Origin of the sequence: Caballeronia sp. GAWG1-1 (genome assembly GCF_023631465.1) — a bacterium.
Lineage (GTDB): Bacteria > Pseudomonadota > Gammaproteobacteria > Burkholderiales > Burkholderiaceae > Caballeronia.
In genome coordinates this window covers 239,218-254,609 of sequence record NZ_JALQDB010000028.1, presented here as the reverse complement: position 1 = coordinate 254,609, position 15,392 = coordinate 239,218, and the positions used below count along the sequence as shown (strand labels likewise).

At 62.0% G+C, this 15,392-nt stretch carries 15 protein-coding genes; 10 read left to right on the top strand and 5 right to left on the bottom strand.

From position 1 onward, the window contains the following. Nucleotides 1-33: 33 nt before the first annotated feature. From glgC to NCT03_RS17505, 4 genes are all read left to right on the top strand, one after another. Nucleotides 34-1,308, top strand: coding sequence for a glucose-1-phosphate adenylyltransferase (gene glgC / locus NCT03_RS17520; protein WP_244828377.1), 1,275 nt, complete (start codon nt 34-36; stop codon nt 1,306-1,308). 37 nt (nt 1,309-1,345) lie between these two features. Next, nucleotides 1,346-2,809 (top strand): glycogen synthase GlgA, encoded by a 1,464-nt coding sequence (glgA, locus tag NCT03_RS17515; RefSeq protein ID WP_250493278.1) that lies wholly within the window; start codon nt 1,346-1,348, stop codon nt 2,807-2,809. A gap of 58 nt (nt 2,810-2,867) precedes the next feature. Further along, nucleotides 2,868-3,668: an SDR family oxidoreductase gene (locus NCT03_RS17510; protein ID WP_250493277.1), complete on the top strand. Its 801-nt coding sequence runs from the start codon at nt 2,868-2,870 to the stop codon at nt 3,666-3,668. 64 nt (nt 3,669-3,732) lie between these two features. Next, entirely contained in the window at nt 3,733-5,169 is a 1,437-nt protein-coding gene (locus NCT03_RS17505; RefSeq protein WP_250493276.1) for a dihydrolipoyl dehydrogenase, read from the top strand. 70 nt (nt 5,170-5,239) lie between these two features. Here the strand turns inward: NCT03_RS17505 and NCT03_RS17500 are convergent, their stop codons facing one another. From NCT03_RS17500 to NCT03_RS17490, 3 genes are all read right to left on the bottom strand, one after another. Continuing rightward, entirely contained in the window at nt 5,240-5,596 is a 357-nt protein-coding gene (locus tag NCT03_RS17500; RefSeq protein WP_250493275.1) for a hypothetical protein, read from the bottom strand. 266 nt (nt 5,597-5,862) lie between these two features. Further along, the gene (gene mmsB, locus NCT03_RS17495; protein ID WP_250493274.1) at nt 5,863-6,756 is read right to left on the bottom strand and encodes a 3-hydroxyisobutyrate dehydrogenase; all 894 of its coding nucleotides are present in this window, start codon (nt 6,754-6,756) and stop codon (nt 5,863-5,865) included. A 13-nt stretch (nt 6,757-6,769) separates the two neighbouring features. Next, a complete protein-coding gene (locus tag NCT03_RS17490) occupies nt 6,770-8,317 on the bottom strand; it encodes a CoA-acylating methylmalonate-semialdehyde dehydrogenase (protein WP_409015175.1) in 1,548 nt (515 codons plus the stop codon). A 192-nt stretch (nt 8,318-8,509) separates the two neighbouring features. Between NCT03_RS17490 and NCT03_RS17485 the strand changes: the two genes are divergently transcribed. The 6 genes from NCT03_RS17485 to infA all read left to right on the top strand — a co-directional run bounded on the left by NCT03_RS17485 (nt 8,510) and on the right by infA (nt 13,472). Next, entirely contained in the window at nt 8,510-9,472 is a 963-nt protein-coding gene (locus tag NCT03_RS17485) for a LysR family transcriptional regulator (RefSeq protein WP_250493273.1), read from the top strand. A gap of 207 nt (nt 9,473-9,679) precedes the next feature. Then, complete coding sequence (locus NCT03_RS17480; protein WP_250493272.1) at nt 9,680-10,663, top strand: M23 family metallopeptidase; 984 nt, start codon at nt 9,680-9,682, stop codon at nt 10,661-10,663. Nucleotides 10,664-10,679: 16 nt separating this feature from the next. Beyond that, a complete protein-coding gene (locus tag NCT03_RS17475; protein ID WP_250493271.1) occupies nt 10,680-11,006 on the top strand; it encodes a hypothetical protein in 327 nt (108 codons plus the stop codon). A 63-nt stretch (nt 11,007-11,069) separates the two neighbouring features. Then, nucleotides 11,070-11,510, top strand: coding sequence for a bactofilin family protein (locus NCT03_RS17470; protein WP_250493270.1), 441 nt, complete (start codon nt 11,070-11,072; stop codon nt 11,508-11,510). 174 nt (nt 11,511-11,684) lie between these two features. Then, nucleotides 11,685-12,662: a magnesium/cobalt transporter CorA gene (gene corA / locus NCT03_RS17465; protein ID WP_250493357.1), complete on the top strand. Its 978-nt coding sequence runs from the start codon at nt 11,685-11,687 to the stop codon at nt 12,660-12,662. 543 nt (nt 12,663-13,205) lie between these two features. Beyond that, entirely contained in the window at nt 13,206-13,472 is a 267-nt protein-coding gene (infA, locus tag NCT03_RS17460; RefSeq protein ID WP_244828391.1) for a translation initiation factor IF-1, read from the top strand. A gap of 180 nt (nt 13,473-13,652) precedes the next feature. On the opposite strand, the gene NCT03_RS17455 is transcribed toward infA, so the two are convergent. Then, nucleotides 13,653-14,540, bottom strand: a complete 888-nt coding sequence (locus tag NCT03_RS17455; RefSeq protein WP_250493269.1) for an HAD family hydrolase — start codon at nt 14,538-14,540, stop codon at nt 13,653-13,655. Continuing rightward, nucleotides 14,537-15,382: an ROK family protein gene (locus tag NCT03_RS17450; RefSeq protein WP_244828393.1), complete on the bottom strand. Its 846-nt coding sequence runs from the start codon at nt 15,380-15,382 to the stop codon at nt 14,537-14,539. Before NCT03_RS17450 ends, NCT03_RS17455 begins: the two co-directional genes overlap by 4 nt. Nucleotides 15,383-15,392: the final 10 nt, after the last annotated feature.

Genomic DNA, 15,392 nt, shown 5'->3' with positions numbered 1-15,392 from the left:
ATTCACTAGTCGCAGGTCAAATCAGGAGCTGACATGGAGACGTCGTCAAAGAATCGCACCGATTTGCAAAAGTCGACCCTGGCAATCGTCCTCGCCGGAGGGCGCGGCACTCGTCTCGGACCGCTTACCGACAGGCGCGTCAAACCTGCCGTGCATTTCGGCGGCAAGTACCGCATCGTCGATTTCGCTTTATCCAACTGCCTCAACTCGGGCATCCGCCGTATCGCCGTCGTCACGCAATACAAGGCTCACTCCCTGTTGCGCCATCTTCAGCGCGGCTGGGGTTTCCTTCGCGGCGAGTTCAACGAGTTCATCGATATCTGGCCGGCGCAGCAGCGCGTCGATTCGAGCTGGTATCGCGGCACGGCCGACGCCGTGTTCCAGAACCTCGACATCATCCGGTCGATTGCGCCGGAGTTCATCATCGTGCTGGCGGGCGATCACATCTACAAGATGGATTACACGCGCATGGTGCTCGACCACGTGGAGAGCGGCGCGGATTGCACGGTCGGCTGCATCGAAGTGCCGCGCATGGACGCGACCGCCTTCGGCGTGATGCATGTCGATGAAAATCGCCGCGTGACGGACTTCCTGGAGAAGCCCGCCGATCCGCCCGCCATGCCCGGCAAGCCCGACGTGGCGCTCGCGAGCATGGGCATCTACGTGTTCAGCGCGAAGTATCTCTACCACCTGCTCGAAGAGAACATCGCCGCGTCGAACACGGATCACGACTTCGGCAAGGACATCATTCCGCGCGTGGTGACGAGCGGCACGGCCATCGCGCATCCGTTCAGCATGTCGTGCGTGACCTCCAGCGCCGATCCCGAAGCGCCCGCTTACTGGCGCGATGTCGGCACCGTGGATGCCTACTGGGCCGCAAACCTCGACCTTGCATCGACCATCCCCGAGCTAGATTTGTACGACCGCAAATGGCCGATCTGGACCAATCAGGAACAGTTGCCACCAGGCAAGTTCGTGCGCGATCTCAACGGCCAGCAAGGCGCGATCACCAATCTGCTCGTCTGCGGCGGCTGCGTGATCTCAGGATCGCAAGTTTCGAAGTCGGTGTTCTCGTCGGCGGTGCGGGTGCACTCGTTCTGTAACATCAATGAGGCAGTCTTGTTGCCTCAGGTGACGATAGGACCGAGTTGCCGATTGCAGCGCGTGGTGATCGATCGCGGTTGCACGGTGCCGGAAGGTCTCGTGATCGGCGAAGATCCGGACGACGATGCCGCGCGCTTTTTCCGCACGGAGTCCGGCGTCACGCTCGTCACGCGCGAAGCGTTGCAGCGGCTCGCGGATCGTTGAAGCCACGAAGTAGTCAACTCAACCTACGGGAGCGCCGATGACCGTGTGCGTGCTGCATGTCGCAGCAGAAATGTTTCCGCTGTTGAAAACCGGCGGCCTCGCCGACGTAGTCGGGGCGCTGCCGCCGGCGCAATCGCAACTGGGCACGAACGCGCGCGTGGTGCTGCCGGGCTTTCCCGCCGTGCTCGAAGGTCTCACCGGCATCGAACCCGTCGCGGATCTGGGCGCTGCGTTCGGTGCCGGCCATGTGCGGCTCGAACGCGGTGTGCTGCAGCCGCATGGCGTGATCGTCTACGTCGTGCGGGCCGACCAGTTTTACGACCGTCCGGGCAATCCTTATCTCGATGCCGCGCATCGCCCGTATGCAGACAACGACCGGCGCTTCGCGTTGCTCGGCTGGAGCGCGGCACGTATCGCTGGCGGCGCCGATCCCGCTTGGCAGCCGCAGATCGTGCACGCGCACGACTGGCATGCGGGCCTCGCGCCCGCCTACATGCGCGCGTTCGAGCGTGAAGGCGCGCCGCGCGTCGCCACGGTGATGACGGTGCACAACCTTGCGTATCAGGGCGTGTTTCCCGCGTCCGAGTTCGGCGCGCTGCAATTGCCGGGCGACTTTTTCGCGGTCGATGGCGTCGAGTTCTACAGCCATGTCTCGTTTCTGAAGGCCGGGCTTTACTACGCGGACCGCATCACCACGGTGAGTCCGACTTACGCCCGCGAGATCCAGACGCAAGCCCACGGCGCGGGTCTGCATGGCCTGTTGCAGTCGCGTACCCACGACATCACCGGGATTCTGAACGGCGTCGATTATTCGATCTGGAGCCCTGCCGTCGATGACTCCATCGCGTCGCGCTACACGGCCGCGAAGCCATCGGCGAAAAGCAAATGCAAAGCCGCCTTGCAGGAGCGCATGGGCCTCACGCGCGATGACGACGCCCTGCTCTTCGGCGTCGTCAGCCGCCTGACCGAGCAGAAGGGTCTCGACCTGCTTCTTTCCGCCGTGCCGGATATCGTGCAGCGCGGCGGCCAGCTCGTCGTGCTCGGCACGGGCGACCCGGCGCTCGAAACCGGCATGAAGAACGCGGCGCTCGCGCATCCGGGCGCGGTGGCCGTCGAACTGGGTTTCGACGAAACGCTCTCGCATTCGATCATCGCGGGCAGCGATGTCGTCATGGTGCCGTCGCGCTTCGAGCCTTGCGGACTCACGCAGCTTTATGCGCTGTCGTATGGCGCGCCGCCGCTCGTGCATCGCGTGGGCGGGCTTGCGGATACGGTCGTCGATTGCTCGCTGGAAAATCTCGCGGATCAACTCGCGACCGGCTTTACCTTCGATGTCTTCGACCGCGCGGGAATCGTCGGTGCAATCCGGCGCGCGTTCGCGTTGAAAGCGCGTCGCACGGAGTGGAAGACCGTCGTTAAACGCGGAATGACGCAGAACTTCGGCTGGGAGACGGCGGCATTGCGCTACGCGGAGGTCTATCAGGGCGTGCTCGGCGCGTGAACGTGCCGGGCGCGCACCTTGCTTGCCGCCACGTGACGCAAATCACACGGAAACGCTCATGCAACGATCCCTCGAAGGCCAGATCGCGCTCGTCACGGGCGCGAGTTCCGGCATCGGCGCGGGTGTCGCCCAGTCGCTCGCCGATGCCGGCGCGAAAGTCGCCATCAACTATCACTCGCACGCGGAACCCGCCGAAGAGCTCGCCGCCGAGATCACGGCGAATGGTGGCGATGCGTTCGCCGTCGCCGCCGACGTCTCCGACGAACACGAGACCGACGCCATGTTCGATGCCGTCGTCAAGCGCTATGGCACGGTGGATATCGTGGTGGCGAACTCCGGCCTGCAAAAGGACGCGAGGTTCACCGAACTCACGCTCGACGACTGGCGCCGGGTTATCGACACGAACCTGACCGGACAATTTCTCACCGCGCAGCGCGCGGTACGCGAGTTTCAGCGGCGCGGGCCGCGGCCGGTGTCGAAGGCGCTCGGCAAGATCATTTGCATGAGTTCGGTTCACGAGATCATTCCGTGGGCAGGGCACGTGAACTACGCATCGTCGAAAGGCGGCATTCAGATGATGATGAAGTCGCTCGCGCAGGAAGTCGCGCCGCTGCGCATCCGCGTCAATTCCATCGCGCCCGGTGCCATCCGCACGCCGATCAACAAGGACGCGTGGGACACGCAGGAAGCGCTCGACCGGCTACTCACGCTCGTGCCTTATGGGCGCGTCGGCGAAGTGGAGGACATCGGGCGCGCGGCGGTCTGGCTCGCCTCCGACGACAGCGATTACGTCATCGGCACGACGCTCTTCGTCGACGGCGGCATGACGCTTTACCCCGGTTTCGCCGACAACGGATGATCTGTTCGTCCCGACAACAAACGAAGGCCAGCAGGCCGCAACCACATAACCAACGGGACATACGATGAAGACAATCACAGTAGACGTCGCCGTGATCGGGGCGGGCACGGCCGGTCTCGCCGCGTTTCGCGCGGCAAGCGAGGCTGGCGCGAAGGCCGTCGTGATCGAAAGCGGCGAACTGGGAACGACGTGCGCGCGCATCGGCTGCATGCCGTCGAAGCTCTTGCTCGCCGCCGCGAATGGCCTGCACGACGCGCACGCGCTGGCTCCGCGCGGTATCGAAGGCACGCATGCGCTCGATGCCAATTTCGCGCACGTGCTCGACTATGTGCGGCACGAACGCGATCACTTCGTGAATAGCGTGATCGAGGAAACGGAGTCGTTTCCCGACGGGTCGATCCTGCGCGGCCACGCCCGCTTCGACGGGCCGACGACGCTCGTCGTCAGCGACGAGACGCGCATCGAGGCGAAACGTATCGTGATCGCGACGGGCGCGGCGCCCGTGATTCCCGACGAGTTGAAGGTTTTCGAGGACAAACTCATCACGAGCGACAATCTGTTCGAACTGCACACGTTCCCGAAGCGCATGGCCATCTTCGGCGCGGGACCGATCGCGCTGGAACTTGGACAGGCGCTGTCGCGGCTGGGCGTCGAAATATTCATGTTCGCGAAAGGCGGCGGCGTCGGCGCGATCAGCGACACGCCCGTGCGCGATGCGCTCGCCGCCGCGCTCGCCGACGAGTTCTATCTCGATGCGGATGCGAAGATCGACGAAATGTCGCTCATGGACGGGCAACCGACGCTGCGCTTCAAGACGCCCCTAGGCGACGAGCGCATCGAGCGCTTCGATCTCGTGCTCGCCGCGACCGGACGCGCGCCGAATCTGCAGCCGCTCGACCTCGGCAAAACGGGCATCGAGCTGAACGACAAGGGCGCTCCGCTCTTCGACGAAAACACTATGCAATGCGGCAAGAGCGCGATTTTCATTGCAGGCGATTGCGACGGCACCCGTCCCTGGCTACAGGATGCCGCCGACGAAGGCAAGCTCGCAGGCGACAATGCCGCGCGCTTCCCGGACGTGAAGCCGGTCAAGCGCAAGGTGCCCTTTTCCATCGTGTTCTGCGAGCCGCAAGTGGCGATCGTCGGCGCAGCGTACGACGATCTCGACAAGCAGATGACGGTGACGGGCGAAGTATCGTTCGAGACGCAAGGACGCAGTCGTGTGATGCGGCAGAATCGCGGCCTTCTCCATATCTACGCCGATGCCAAAACCGGCAGGCTGCGCGGCGCGCAAGGCTGCGGCCCGGCGATGGAACATCTCGGGCATTTACTCGCCTGGGCATTGCAACTCGACTTGACGCTGGACGAAACGCTGAAGCTGCCTTTCTATCACCCGGTTGTCGAAGAAGGATTGCGCACCGCGTTAAAAGATGCGAATAGAAAGTGCTATGAAGAACGCTCGGAGACGCCACCGGGATTGCCCAGCGCCGCAGGTTATTGAACGCCTGAAACGAGAAAGGCCGGCTGCAAAAGCAGCCGGCCCTTTTTGACTCAGAGCAAGAACGCGTGATTTAGGTTTGGCTCAAGCCATATTGCAGTGCAAGGTCAAAACCGAGCACGACGAGCGAACAGAACAGCCCCAGCGACAAATTCGCAAGGCGATGCCCCACGTCCTTATGCTTCGTCAAAACCGCGCCCGCCAGGAAAGCAATTTCAACGATGACCTGCATGGCGAACACGGCGATCATCAGCGCGAACTCATAGCCCATCGCGTTGAAGTTCATGAAATTAAAGCCATTGACCGCAACGTAAGACCCTACTCGCCAGATTTCGTATGCCAATAATAGCAACGGGAAAAAGTAGCTGGCTACATAAGTCGGCAGTGTGGCGTGCCGCAGTTCCATATTTAAGTGTCGTGTTACTTGCATCGCGTACTCCTCGTCTGAGCGCCCGACAGGCCGGGCTAATCGCCTGCATCCAGTAACGCCATTGCAGCCGTGTTTTAACAGTACAAGGGCGTCGTGCTTTCAGAATAGGACAATTTTCGAGAAAGCGAATCATCGTTATCCCGATGATTCCACCCAGTAAGGGGTTTAAAGCGACATGGTGCAGTGCAGCTTAATAAAGCGATTATTACGTTAAGACGAATTAGGCACGCACGTGCGTGCCTAATTAACCTATTGCTTAATCTGCGTTACCGCTCCTGGGTTTTTCCGTATAACTTGATAATGCCCGAAAAGTCGAGTCCGCCTAATCCCTGCTGGCTCATCGACTGATACAACTGTTGTGCCAGGGCGCCCATGAAGATGGGCTGTCTCGCGCCGCGCGCGGCATCGACTGCAAGGCCGAGATCCTTGAGCATGAGATCCGCGCCGAAGCCGCCGCTATATCCGCGCGAAGCCGGTGCGGTTTCGACAATACCCGGATAGGGATTACACGTATCCGAGCTCCAGCAACGCCCCGTCGATGTATTGACGATACTCGCCAGTTTCGAAGGATCGATACCGAGCGTTTCTCCGAGTTTCATTGCTTCGGCTACGCCGATCATCGAAATACCAAGCAGCAGGTTATTGCAGATCTTCGCAATCTGGCCCGTTCCCGTTTCGCCGCAACGCACCATGTTTTTACCCATGCCCGCCAACACGGGACGCAAGGTTTCGAAAAGCGCTTCTTCCGCGCCGACCATGAAGGTGAGCGTGCCAGCCTGCGCGCCGACCACGCCGCCGGACACCGGCGCGTCCGCGAACGGATTGCCGTGCTCCGCCGCCGCCGCGCCGATGAACTTCGCGGTCGCCGGGTCGATCGTGCTGCTGTCCACGAGCGGAACGCCTGCCTTGACGCCCGCGAGCACGCCGTCATCGCCGAGATAGACCGCCTTCACGTGCGCGGCGGCGGGCAGCATGGTGATGACCACTTCCGCGTCCCGCACCGCGTCGCTCGGGCGCGCGGCGAGCGTCGCGCCTGCCGCTTTCGCCGCATCGAGCGCGGGCGCGGAAAGATCGAACGCCGTCACCGCGTGACCGGCCTTGAGGAGATTCGCCGCCATCGGGCCACCCATGTGCCCGAGTCCGATAAAGCCGATATGCATCGCTGTCTCCTGTTTAACGCAACGCGATGGTCGTGTTGACGCCGTCGTTGACGGTGGCGTCGTCGAACCAGCGTGCGGTCACGGTTTTAGTCTGCGTATAGAACTGCACGACCTGCTTGCCGTACGGACCGAGATCGCCGAGCTTCGAGCCGCGCGATCCCGTGAAGCTGAACGCGGGCACCGGCACCGGAATCGGAATGTTGATGCCGACTTGACCGATATCGATCTCGCTCTGGAACTTGCGCGCCGCCGCGCCGCTTTGCGTGAAGAGGCCGACGCCGTTGCCCATCGGATTGCGGTTCACGAGTTCGATCGCGTCTTCGAGCGTCGCCGCTTCCAGCACGCATAGCACCGGCCCGAATATCTCCTGCTTATAGATGGTCATCTCGGTGGTGACGCCCGTGAAAATGGTCGGCGCGATGAAATTACCGCTCTCGTAGCCTTCGATCGACACGTCGCGTCCGTCGAGTGCGAGCGTCGCGCCCTCTTCCACGCCTTGGCCGATCAGCCCGAGGATGCGTTCCTTCGCTGCCTTCGATACAACCGGCCCGACATCCGTATTCGGCTCCGTGCCGCCGTTGACTTTGAGCGAGCGCGCGCGTTCGACGAGTTCCGGCACCCAGTCCTTGGCCGCGCCCACGAACACCGCGACCGATGTCGCCATGCAGCGTTGTCCCGCCGCGCCGAAGCCCGCGCCCGCGAGCGCGTTGAGCGTCTGCTCCTTGTTGGCGTCGGGCAGGACGACGGCGTGATTCTTGGCGCCCATCATCGACTGGACGCGCTTGCCGTGCTGGCTCGCGAGGTTGTACACGTGCGTGCCGACCGCCGTCGAGCCGACGAAGGAAATCGCGCGGATCAGCGGATGCGTGCAGATGGCATCCACCACTTCCTTGCCGCCGTGCACGACGTTGAGCACGCCCGCCGGAATGCCCGCTTCGACCGCGAGTTCGACCAGTTCCATGGTCGAAAGCGGATCTTGTTCCGATGGCTTCAGCACGAAAGTGTTGCCGCAGACGATCGCCATCGGGAACATCCAGAGCGGGATCATGGCCGGAAAGTTGAAAGGCGTGATGCCCGCGCAGACGCCAATCGGCTGGCGCAGCGTGTAGGTATCCACGCCGCCCGCAACGTTCTCCGAAAACTCGCCCTGTTGCAGCGTGCTGATGGAACACGCATGTTCGACGACTTCGAGGCCGCGGAAGATATCGCCTTCGGCATCGGCCAGCGTCTTGCCTTGCTCGGCGGTCAGCGTCTGCGCCACCCGTTTCAGGTTCTGCCGCACCAAATCCTGAAAGCGCAGCATGAGGCGCATGCGCACGCCGAGCGGTGTGGTGCGCCAGGTCTGAAACGCCTTGTGCGCGGCAGTGACGGCGTCATCGACTTCTTCCTTGGTCGCGAACGGCACGCGGCCGACGACTTCCTGCGTCGCCGGATTGACGATATCGCGCCAATCCGCAGTCTTCGAGTCGATGAATTTGCCGTCGATCAGCAATTTGGCCGTGCGAGTCGACGTATCTGCGCGAGCCGCGCCTTGAGCCGGATGTTCAGCAGCAATATTCACGAATGTCTCCTTGTTGGAATGTCATGCAGAAAGGACGAACGGAAGCGACGGGACGCGCCGGAAGGCCAGCGGCAAGGGAATGAGCATGTCGTCTCCGGAATCGTTATCGGCGCGCCGTCATGCAGCGCACTCGTACCCTTGAGTATAGTTATGCAAAAGTCCATCGACGCGCCATAAAAACACCCGATCGATATGCAAAAACACACGAACTTCGATCTAAGCAAACTCAACTGGGACGACCTGCGCTATTTCCTCGAAGTTGCCCGCACGCAGCGCGCGAGCCACGCCGCCAAGCGGCTGGGCGTGGATTACACGACGGTCGCGCGGCGCATTCGCGTGCTGGAAGACGCACTCGGCGCGCTGCTCTTCGATAAATCTCGCAGTGGCGGTTTCGTCCTCACGGCGGAAGGACAACATCTGCTCGGTTTCGTCGATTCGATCGAGACCACGGTACAGTCCGCCACCGAGCAGATCGCCAACACGGGCCACGCGCTGTCCGGCCACGTGCGTGTCGGCTCGACGGAAGGTTTCGGCTGCTTCTTCCTCGCGCCGCAACTCGCGCGCTTTCAAGATGCGCATCCGAACATTTCCATCGATCTGCTGCCCGTGCCGCATTTCGTGAGTCTCTCGAAACGCGAAGCGGATATCGCCGTCACGCTCGAACGCCCGGAGCAAGGCCAGTACGTCTACACGAAGCTCTGCGATTACCGGCTCAAGCTCTACGCCACCGCCGAATATCTCGACGCGCATCCGCGCATCCAGACGAAGGACGATCTGCCGCGTCATCGATTCGCGAGTTATATCGACGATCTCGCCTTCAGCTACGAGCTGCTCTATCTGGAGCGCGCGGTGCCGGGCGCGGTTTCGCGCTTTCGCAGCACGAGCGTGATCGGGCAGTACTTCGCCGCGTTGCAGGGCCGCGCGCTCGCCATTCTGCCGTGCTTCATGGCCGCGCCGGATGCGCGACTCGTGGCGGTGTTGCCGGAGCAAGTCGAAGTGACGCGGGCGTTCTATCTTTCTTGCCGCGAGGACTTGCGCAAGCTCAGACGCATCACGACAGTGTGGGATTACTTGCGCGAAGCAGCGGACGCCAATCGCGCGTTTCTCATGGGCAGCGACTCGAACACGACGTGGGTCGACGTCAAGGCATCCTGATTAATTCCGAGAGAAATAAGGCAAAATACGGAATTCGTAGCATTTTGATTCGAGACCTCAAATACGCGCATTCGTGCGGCATAATCGCCGGCCGGTTTCCATGTTCGATCCGCGCCGCGATCCTCCTATCCTCATGCTTTCGCCTAGTTCCATCCTGCTTCCATCCGCACGGGCTCACGACGCCCGTTCTGCTCGCGCGTCTCGCTAATGGCTTTCGTCATCTGGTCACGGCGATCGGTATCGAGCAAGCGCATTCGCTTCGTCGAAGCGCGTACCGCGCGTGCAATCGCCGTCGTCGCGCTGATCGCGCTGCTCATCGCGGCGCTCGCGCTCGGCATTGCCATCGGCACGATCTTCGGGCGCAGTCATCTCGGCGAGGAACACGCGCTCGTCTCGCGCAATTCCTACGAGATCGAACAACTCGGCCGTCTTAATGCCTCGCTGATCGAACTCGCGCCGCGCGTGGAAAGTCTTGCCGCGCAAGTCGGCGAACTGCACGATTTCGACGCTCACCTCAAGGCCGCGAACGGCGGCAAGGGCGGAGCACCCGGTGTCCACGACGTCCCGCCGCTGCCCGATAGCGACGAAGGCGGCCCCGCACTCGATGGCGCGGGCGGCCCCGAATTGCCGCCGCATCTTTGCGATACGAACAGCAGCGCGACCGGCTCGCCCCGGCAGCGCATGAAGCGCGCCGAGCAGATCATCGACTGTATCGGCGACAAACTTTCGCTGCTCCAGGACAAGACCTTTGCACACTACGCCGCCTACATGGCCTACCCCGGCCGCGATCCCGCGCCGGGCTCGCACTTCGGCTCGCCTTACGGCAATCGCTTCGACCCGTTCACCGGCAGGCTCAGTTTCCATCCCGGCATGGATCTGGTCGCGCCCACGGGCACGCCCATTCTCGCGAGTGCGGGCGGTCGCGTGGTCCAGGCCGGCGAGCATTCCGGCTATGGCAATGCGGTGGATATCCGTCACAGCAACGGCGTCGTCACGCGTTACGGCCATGCATCTAAACTGCTCGTGCATCAGGGCGAGTACGTGATGCCGGGACAAGAGATCGCCGAAGTCGGTTCCACGGGGCGTTCGACCGGACCGCATCTGCACTTCGAGGTGATCCTCGATGGCGCGCAGATCAATCCGAAGCCCTATCTCATGCTTTTCAGGGGCATCGCTCATGCGCAAGGCTGATTCAAAACGGGCGTCGATGCAACTCGCGCGCCACACCTACTCGCTCACGCCCAAGCGCAGTCTCGCGTTCGTACCGGGCGTCATCGCCGCGGTCTGCGCCATCGCCGCGCTCGGCGCCGCCGGCTATTCGCTCAAGACTTCGCACGAACAGGCGCGCAAGCTCGACGTGCTGTGCGCGCCGCCCGCCCCCGAACAGACGTTGCGCGATCAACTTCAGCATGCGCAATTCGCGCTCGAACAGGAAGCCGCGACGCGCACGGCGCTCGAACAACGCGCGGCGCAGGCCACCGCGCAGATCGAGAAATTACAGACCGATCTCGCCTTCCTCAAGAAACAGCGTTGATGCGCTTCTCGCCGCGCCGCCGGCGTCGCTCGTCACATCCAAACAGCATTGCAAGGACTCGATATGTTTTCATCGAAGAAAGACACTCAAGGCGTGAAGCAAGCCAAGCTCGCCACGCTCATCGCGCATAACGTTCATATCTCGGGCGACCTCGAATTCAGCGAGGGCCTGCGCATGGACGGTCAGGTCACTGGCAACGTGACGGGCCGCATGGGCGACGAGTCGCTGCTCGTCGTGAGCGATCAGGGCGCGATTCACGGCAACGTCGTCGCGCACGATGTGATCATCAACGGACGCGTGGTCGGCGACGTCACCGTCGCGAATTTCGTCGAGCTTCAGTCCAACGCTCACGTGCACGGCAACATCTATTATCAAAAGTTGCGCATGGATGCCGGCGCGACCGTAGAAGGCAAGCTGACTCGGCTCGATTCGATGCAAGGCGGCCTCGTCGCCACGCTGCCCGCGCCCGAACCCATTCCCGTGCTCGATTACTCGGCGAAATAAGGCGTCGCGTTCTTGCAGCAAGGGAAACAGCGAGCATGCAAGGCGAGGCATTTCCGCTAAGATTCGAGAGATGAAGAGGCCACGCGCTCGCGCCCTCGCATGTCGCTCGTACATGACGCGGCCCGAGCGCCCATCGACGCGTGGCCCGTGACATCGACACAACAAGGGCGCCCCATGCTGGTCAATTGCGCGGCTTATCAAAACGGCCGGAAGCTCGCGGACGTGCATATCGACGATATCAACGCTTATCGCGATCTGCCCGATTCTTTCATCTGGGTTGCATTGAAGGAACCTGGTCCCGGCGAACTCGCCCACATGACGCATCAGTTCGGCTTGCACGAACTCGCGGTTGAAGACGCGCAAAACGGCCATCAACGTCCGAAGATCGAGGAATACGGCGATTCGCTATTCGCCGTGTTCCACACTGTCGAGTTCGATGAAGAAGGCGAAGTGCTCGTTGGCGAGATGAACGTATTCGTCGGCAAGAACTATGTGCTCTCGGTGCGTAACCGGACAACGCAAGGCTTTCAGGAAGTCAGAAAGCGCTGCGAGCGCGAGCCTCATTTGCTCAAGCACGGTCCGGCGTTCGTGATGTACGCGCTGCTCGACGCGGTGGTCGATCGTTACTTTCCCGTGCTGGAATCGCTCGGCTCGGAACTCGATGAAGTCGAGGAGCGCATCTTCGAGCAGAACGGCTCGACGGCTTCGCGCGAGATCATCGAAGATCTCTATTCGCTCAAGCGCCGCATGACGATCCTGCAACATCACACGGCGCCGTTGCTCGAAGCAGTCAGCAAACTGTATGGCGGACGCTCGCCGGGGGTGTGCGCGGGCATGCAGGAATATTTCCGCGATGTGTACGATCACTTGTTGCGAATCGTGAAGACTATCGAAGGACGTCGCGAAATGATCGTTACCGCGATACAGGTGAATCTCGGCCTGATCGCGCTCTCGGAAAGCGAAGTAACCAAGCGTCTCGGTTCGTTCGCCGCGCTCTTTGCCGTACCGACCATGATCGCCGGCATCTATGGGATGAACTTCCATCGCATACCCGAGCTGGACTGGGCTTACGGCTATCCTGCGTGTCTTGCTGTCATGCTAACGGTGGATTTAGTACTATATTGGCGCTTCAAGAAGGCAGGTTGGCTATAATGCTGTCTTACGGAGCTCGCGCCTGGCGCCAAAACGGAACCAAAGCGCGATTTCATTTGTCTAACAGAACATGTCGGCGCGAGGCGCTTCAGGGTCTGTCGGCAGGCTCATCGGTTCTGAGCTGGTAGCTTGAATTGACGCGAAACGGCCTCATATCTCCTCCAGACTGTTGCCAGCGCGCATTCGACACGTTCACTCTAAGCTTCACCTGTACCGCACCAACCGCACGTCGGCAAAAATTCAAGGTCCTGCACGGCCTTGGCCACGCCGATGTCGCCGTCCCGGTCATGCCGGCCAGGCGCTCACTTCCGAGCCGCCACGTCGTTCCGGCCTCTGTCCGTCAAGCTCTCGGGCCTGAATTGAGACGCGGCGCGCTCATCGTCAGGGGCGCGTCGGGCACCGCTTTCGCGCTTTGTTTGCGATGCACGCCGCCCTGCAGCGACCACGCCCGTGCAGCGCCGCCCGCCTTTTTGGCGACTTCCGCGGCGAGGCACTATGGCAACGGCGCGGCACCCATGATTACTACTTCAACAGGAGCTCTATATGGCGAAAGAAGAACTACTCGAACTCGACGGTATCGTTGATGAAGTGCTTCCCGACAGTCGCTACCGCGTGACGCTGGACAATGGCGTCGTCGTGGGCGCATACGCCTCGGGCCGCATGCGCAAGAACCACATTCGTATTCTCGCGGGCGACCGCGTGACGCTGGAATTGTCGGTGTACGACCTGACCAAGGGCCGTATCAACTTCCGGCACAAGGACGAACGCGCAGGCAGCGGCGGCCCGCGTGCGCCGATGCGCCGTCGTTAAGCAGCAACGTCGTACATGCGGTAACGGTTTGATCAGGAACGCGCCCGCCCGATCCGCGGCAAACGCGTGCATTACCTTGAGCGGATCTTCACAACTTCGACGCGGCCGCTAGCCAGCCCGGTCGGGCAAACCGCCACGGCTGCGCCACGCGTCGATGTCTGTACGCTTCGCTTAATCGAGCTATCGAGCGGCCCGCATCGCCAATATGGCGTCGAGGCCGATAGCGAAACCGTCTTCGTCATTGCTCGCCGAAACCAGGCTAGCGCGCCGTTGCACGGCCTCCGACGCTTGCCCCATGGCGATCGACACACCTGCAATTTCGAACATGGCGACATCGTTGCCCATGTCGCCGAGCACGGCCACACGATCCAGCGGCACATTCGCGCGCTTCGCCAGCTCGCGCACGGCGTCGCCCTTATTGGCTTCGAGGCTCGTGACATCGAGGTAATAGGTTTGCGAACGCGCCGCGTGTGCGCGATCCTTCAGCCGCTCCTCCAACTGTTTCTCGACCTTTTCGATCAGCGTCGCATTCGAAGTCGAACCGACGATCTTGTCCACCGCCGACAGATCGAGTTCGTCGAAGCGCTGTACGCGCACGCCTTCGTAGCCCACGGTGCGCGTTTCGAGCGGCACGTATTCGCCATCGGGATTGGTCAAGTACCAGTTATCATCGATGAACACCCAGGCATCCACGCCCGTTTCGGCAAGCGTGTCCAGCGCGGTCTGCACGGCATTGCGCGGCAGTTTGTGCGCGGCGAACGTTTCCCACGTTCCCGGCTGAACCAGACTGCCGCCGTTGTAGGACCCAAACGGCAAATCCACGCCGAGCGTCTTCACGATATGACGCATGCCTTTGCCCGGCCGGCTGCTCGCCACCGTGAACTGCACGCCCGCTTCGCGCAGGCGCCGCACGGCGTCGACGGCTTTGTCGCCGAGCGTCTTGTCGGTGTAGAGCAGCGTGCCGTCGCAATCGGTGACGACGAGTTCGACCGTGGCGAGCGCCTCGAACGCGGCGGCGCCGTCGCCAGTTGCGCTATGGAGGCCGTAGCGGATATCGGCGGCGCTCATGCTTGCGCTCCCTTTTCCTTCTCCGCGTGCTGCGTATTGAAATGCGGCAACTGACGCGTTTCCCGCACGGAACGCGGATGCCAGAGCTTCGCGCCGCCTTCGATGCCCGCCGCGTTCGACACCACCGCCACGTTCGGCGGTAACTCGAACTTCAGATTCGCAGCATTGCCGCCGCCAATCCACAGCTTGTCGTAATTCACGAGCGACGACAGAATGCCGATGACCTTCTGTACGCGCTTGTTCCAGCGTTTATTGCCCGCCTTCTCGCGCGCCGCCGCGCCGATGTATTGGTCATACGCGTCGCCCTTCTTCGACACCGGATGATGCGCGAGTTCCAGATGCGGCATGAGTTCGCCATCGCGAAAGAGCGCGGTGCCGGCGCCGGTGCCAAGCGTCAGCACGAACTCCAGGCCGCGCCCTTCGATAGCCGCGAGCCCCTGCATTTCGGCATCGTTGATCATGCGCACGGGCACGCCGCCGACGCGCTGCGAGATCAAATCCGCGAGCGGGATGCCGTTCCAGTATTCGTTGCCGAGATTGGGCGCGGTCAGGACGACGTTGTTGCGCACCACGCCCGGAAAGCCGATGGAAATATGCGTCGGCGGTTCGGCAACGAGCGGCTCGACCAGCTTGATGAGCGTATCGACGAGCACTTCGGGCGTCGCCGGATGCGGCGTGGCCACGCGCAGGCGATCGCTCTTCATTTCGCCTTCTTCCGAGATGATCGCGGCTTTCAAGCCCGTGCCGCCCACGTCGATGGCGAGAATGCGCTCGGCGCGCGCGGCGCCTTTGTCGATGGTCGTGCGGCTCTTGGTTTTTTTCGCTACGGATGTCGTGCTCACGCTTTTCGTC

Coding starts and splice junctions, on each gene's coding strand:
- NCT03_RS17470 (WP_250493270.1), top strand. CDS start 11,070: ATGTTTTCATCGAAGAAAGACACTCAAGGCGTGAAGCAAGCCAAGCTC.
- NCT03_RS17500 (WP_250493275.1), bottom strand. CDS start 5,596: ATGCAAGTAACACGACACTTAAATATGGAACTGCGGCACGCCACACTG.
- NCT03_RS17505 (WP_250493276.1), top strand. CDS start 3,733: ATGAAGACAATCACAGTAGACGTCGCCGTGATCGGGGCGGGCACGGCC.
- NCT03_RS17475 (WP_250493271.1), top strand. CDS start 10,680: ATGCAACTCGCGCGCCACACCTACTCGCTCACGCCCAAGCGCAGTCTC.
- corA (WP_250493357.1), top strand. CDS start 11,685: ATGCTGGTCAATTGCGCGGCTTATCAAAACGGCCGGAAGCTCGCGGAC.
- mmsB (WP_250493274.1), bottom strand. CDS start 6,756: ATGCATATCGGCTTTATCGGACTCGGGCACATGGGTGGCCCGATGGCG.
- NCT03_RS17455 (WP_250493269.1), bottom strand. CDS start 14,540: ATGAGCGCCGCCGATATCCGCTACGGCCTCCATAGCGCAACTGGCGAC.
- infA (WP_244828391.1), top strand. CDS start 13,206: ATGGCGAAAGAAGAACTACTCGAACTCGACGGTATCGTTGATGAAGTG.
- NCT03_RS17480 (WP_250493272.1), top strand. CDS start 9,680: ATGGCTTTCGTCATCTGGTCACGGCGATCGGTATCGAGCAAGCGCATT.
- NCT03_RS17485 (WP_250493273.1), top strand. CDS start 8,510: ATGCAAAAACACACGAACTTCGATCTAAGCAAACTCAACTGGGACGAC.
- NCT03_RS17510 (WP_250493277.1), top strand. CDS start 2,868: ATGCAACGATCCCTCGAAGGCCAGATCGCGCTCGTCACGGGCGCGAGT.
- glgC (WP_244828377.1), top strand. CDS start 34: ATGGAGACGTCGTCAAAGAATCGCACCGATTTGCAAAAGTCGACCCTG.
- glgA (WP_250493278.1), top strand. CDS start 1,346: ATGACCGTGTGCGTGCTGCATGTCGCAGCAGAAATGTTTCCGCTGTTG.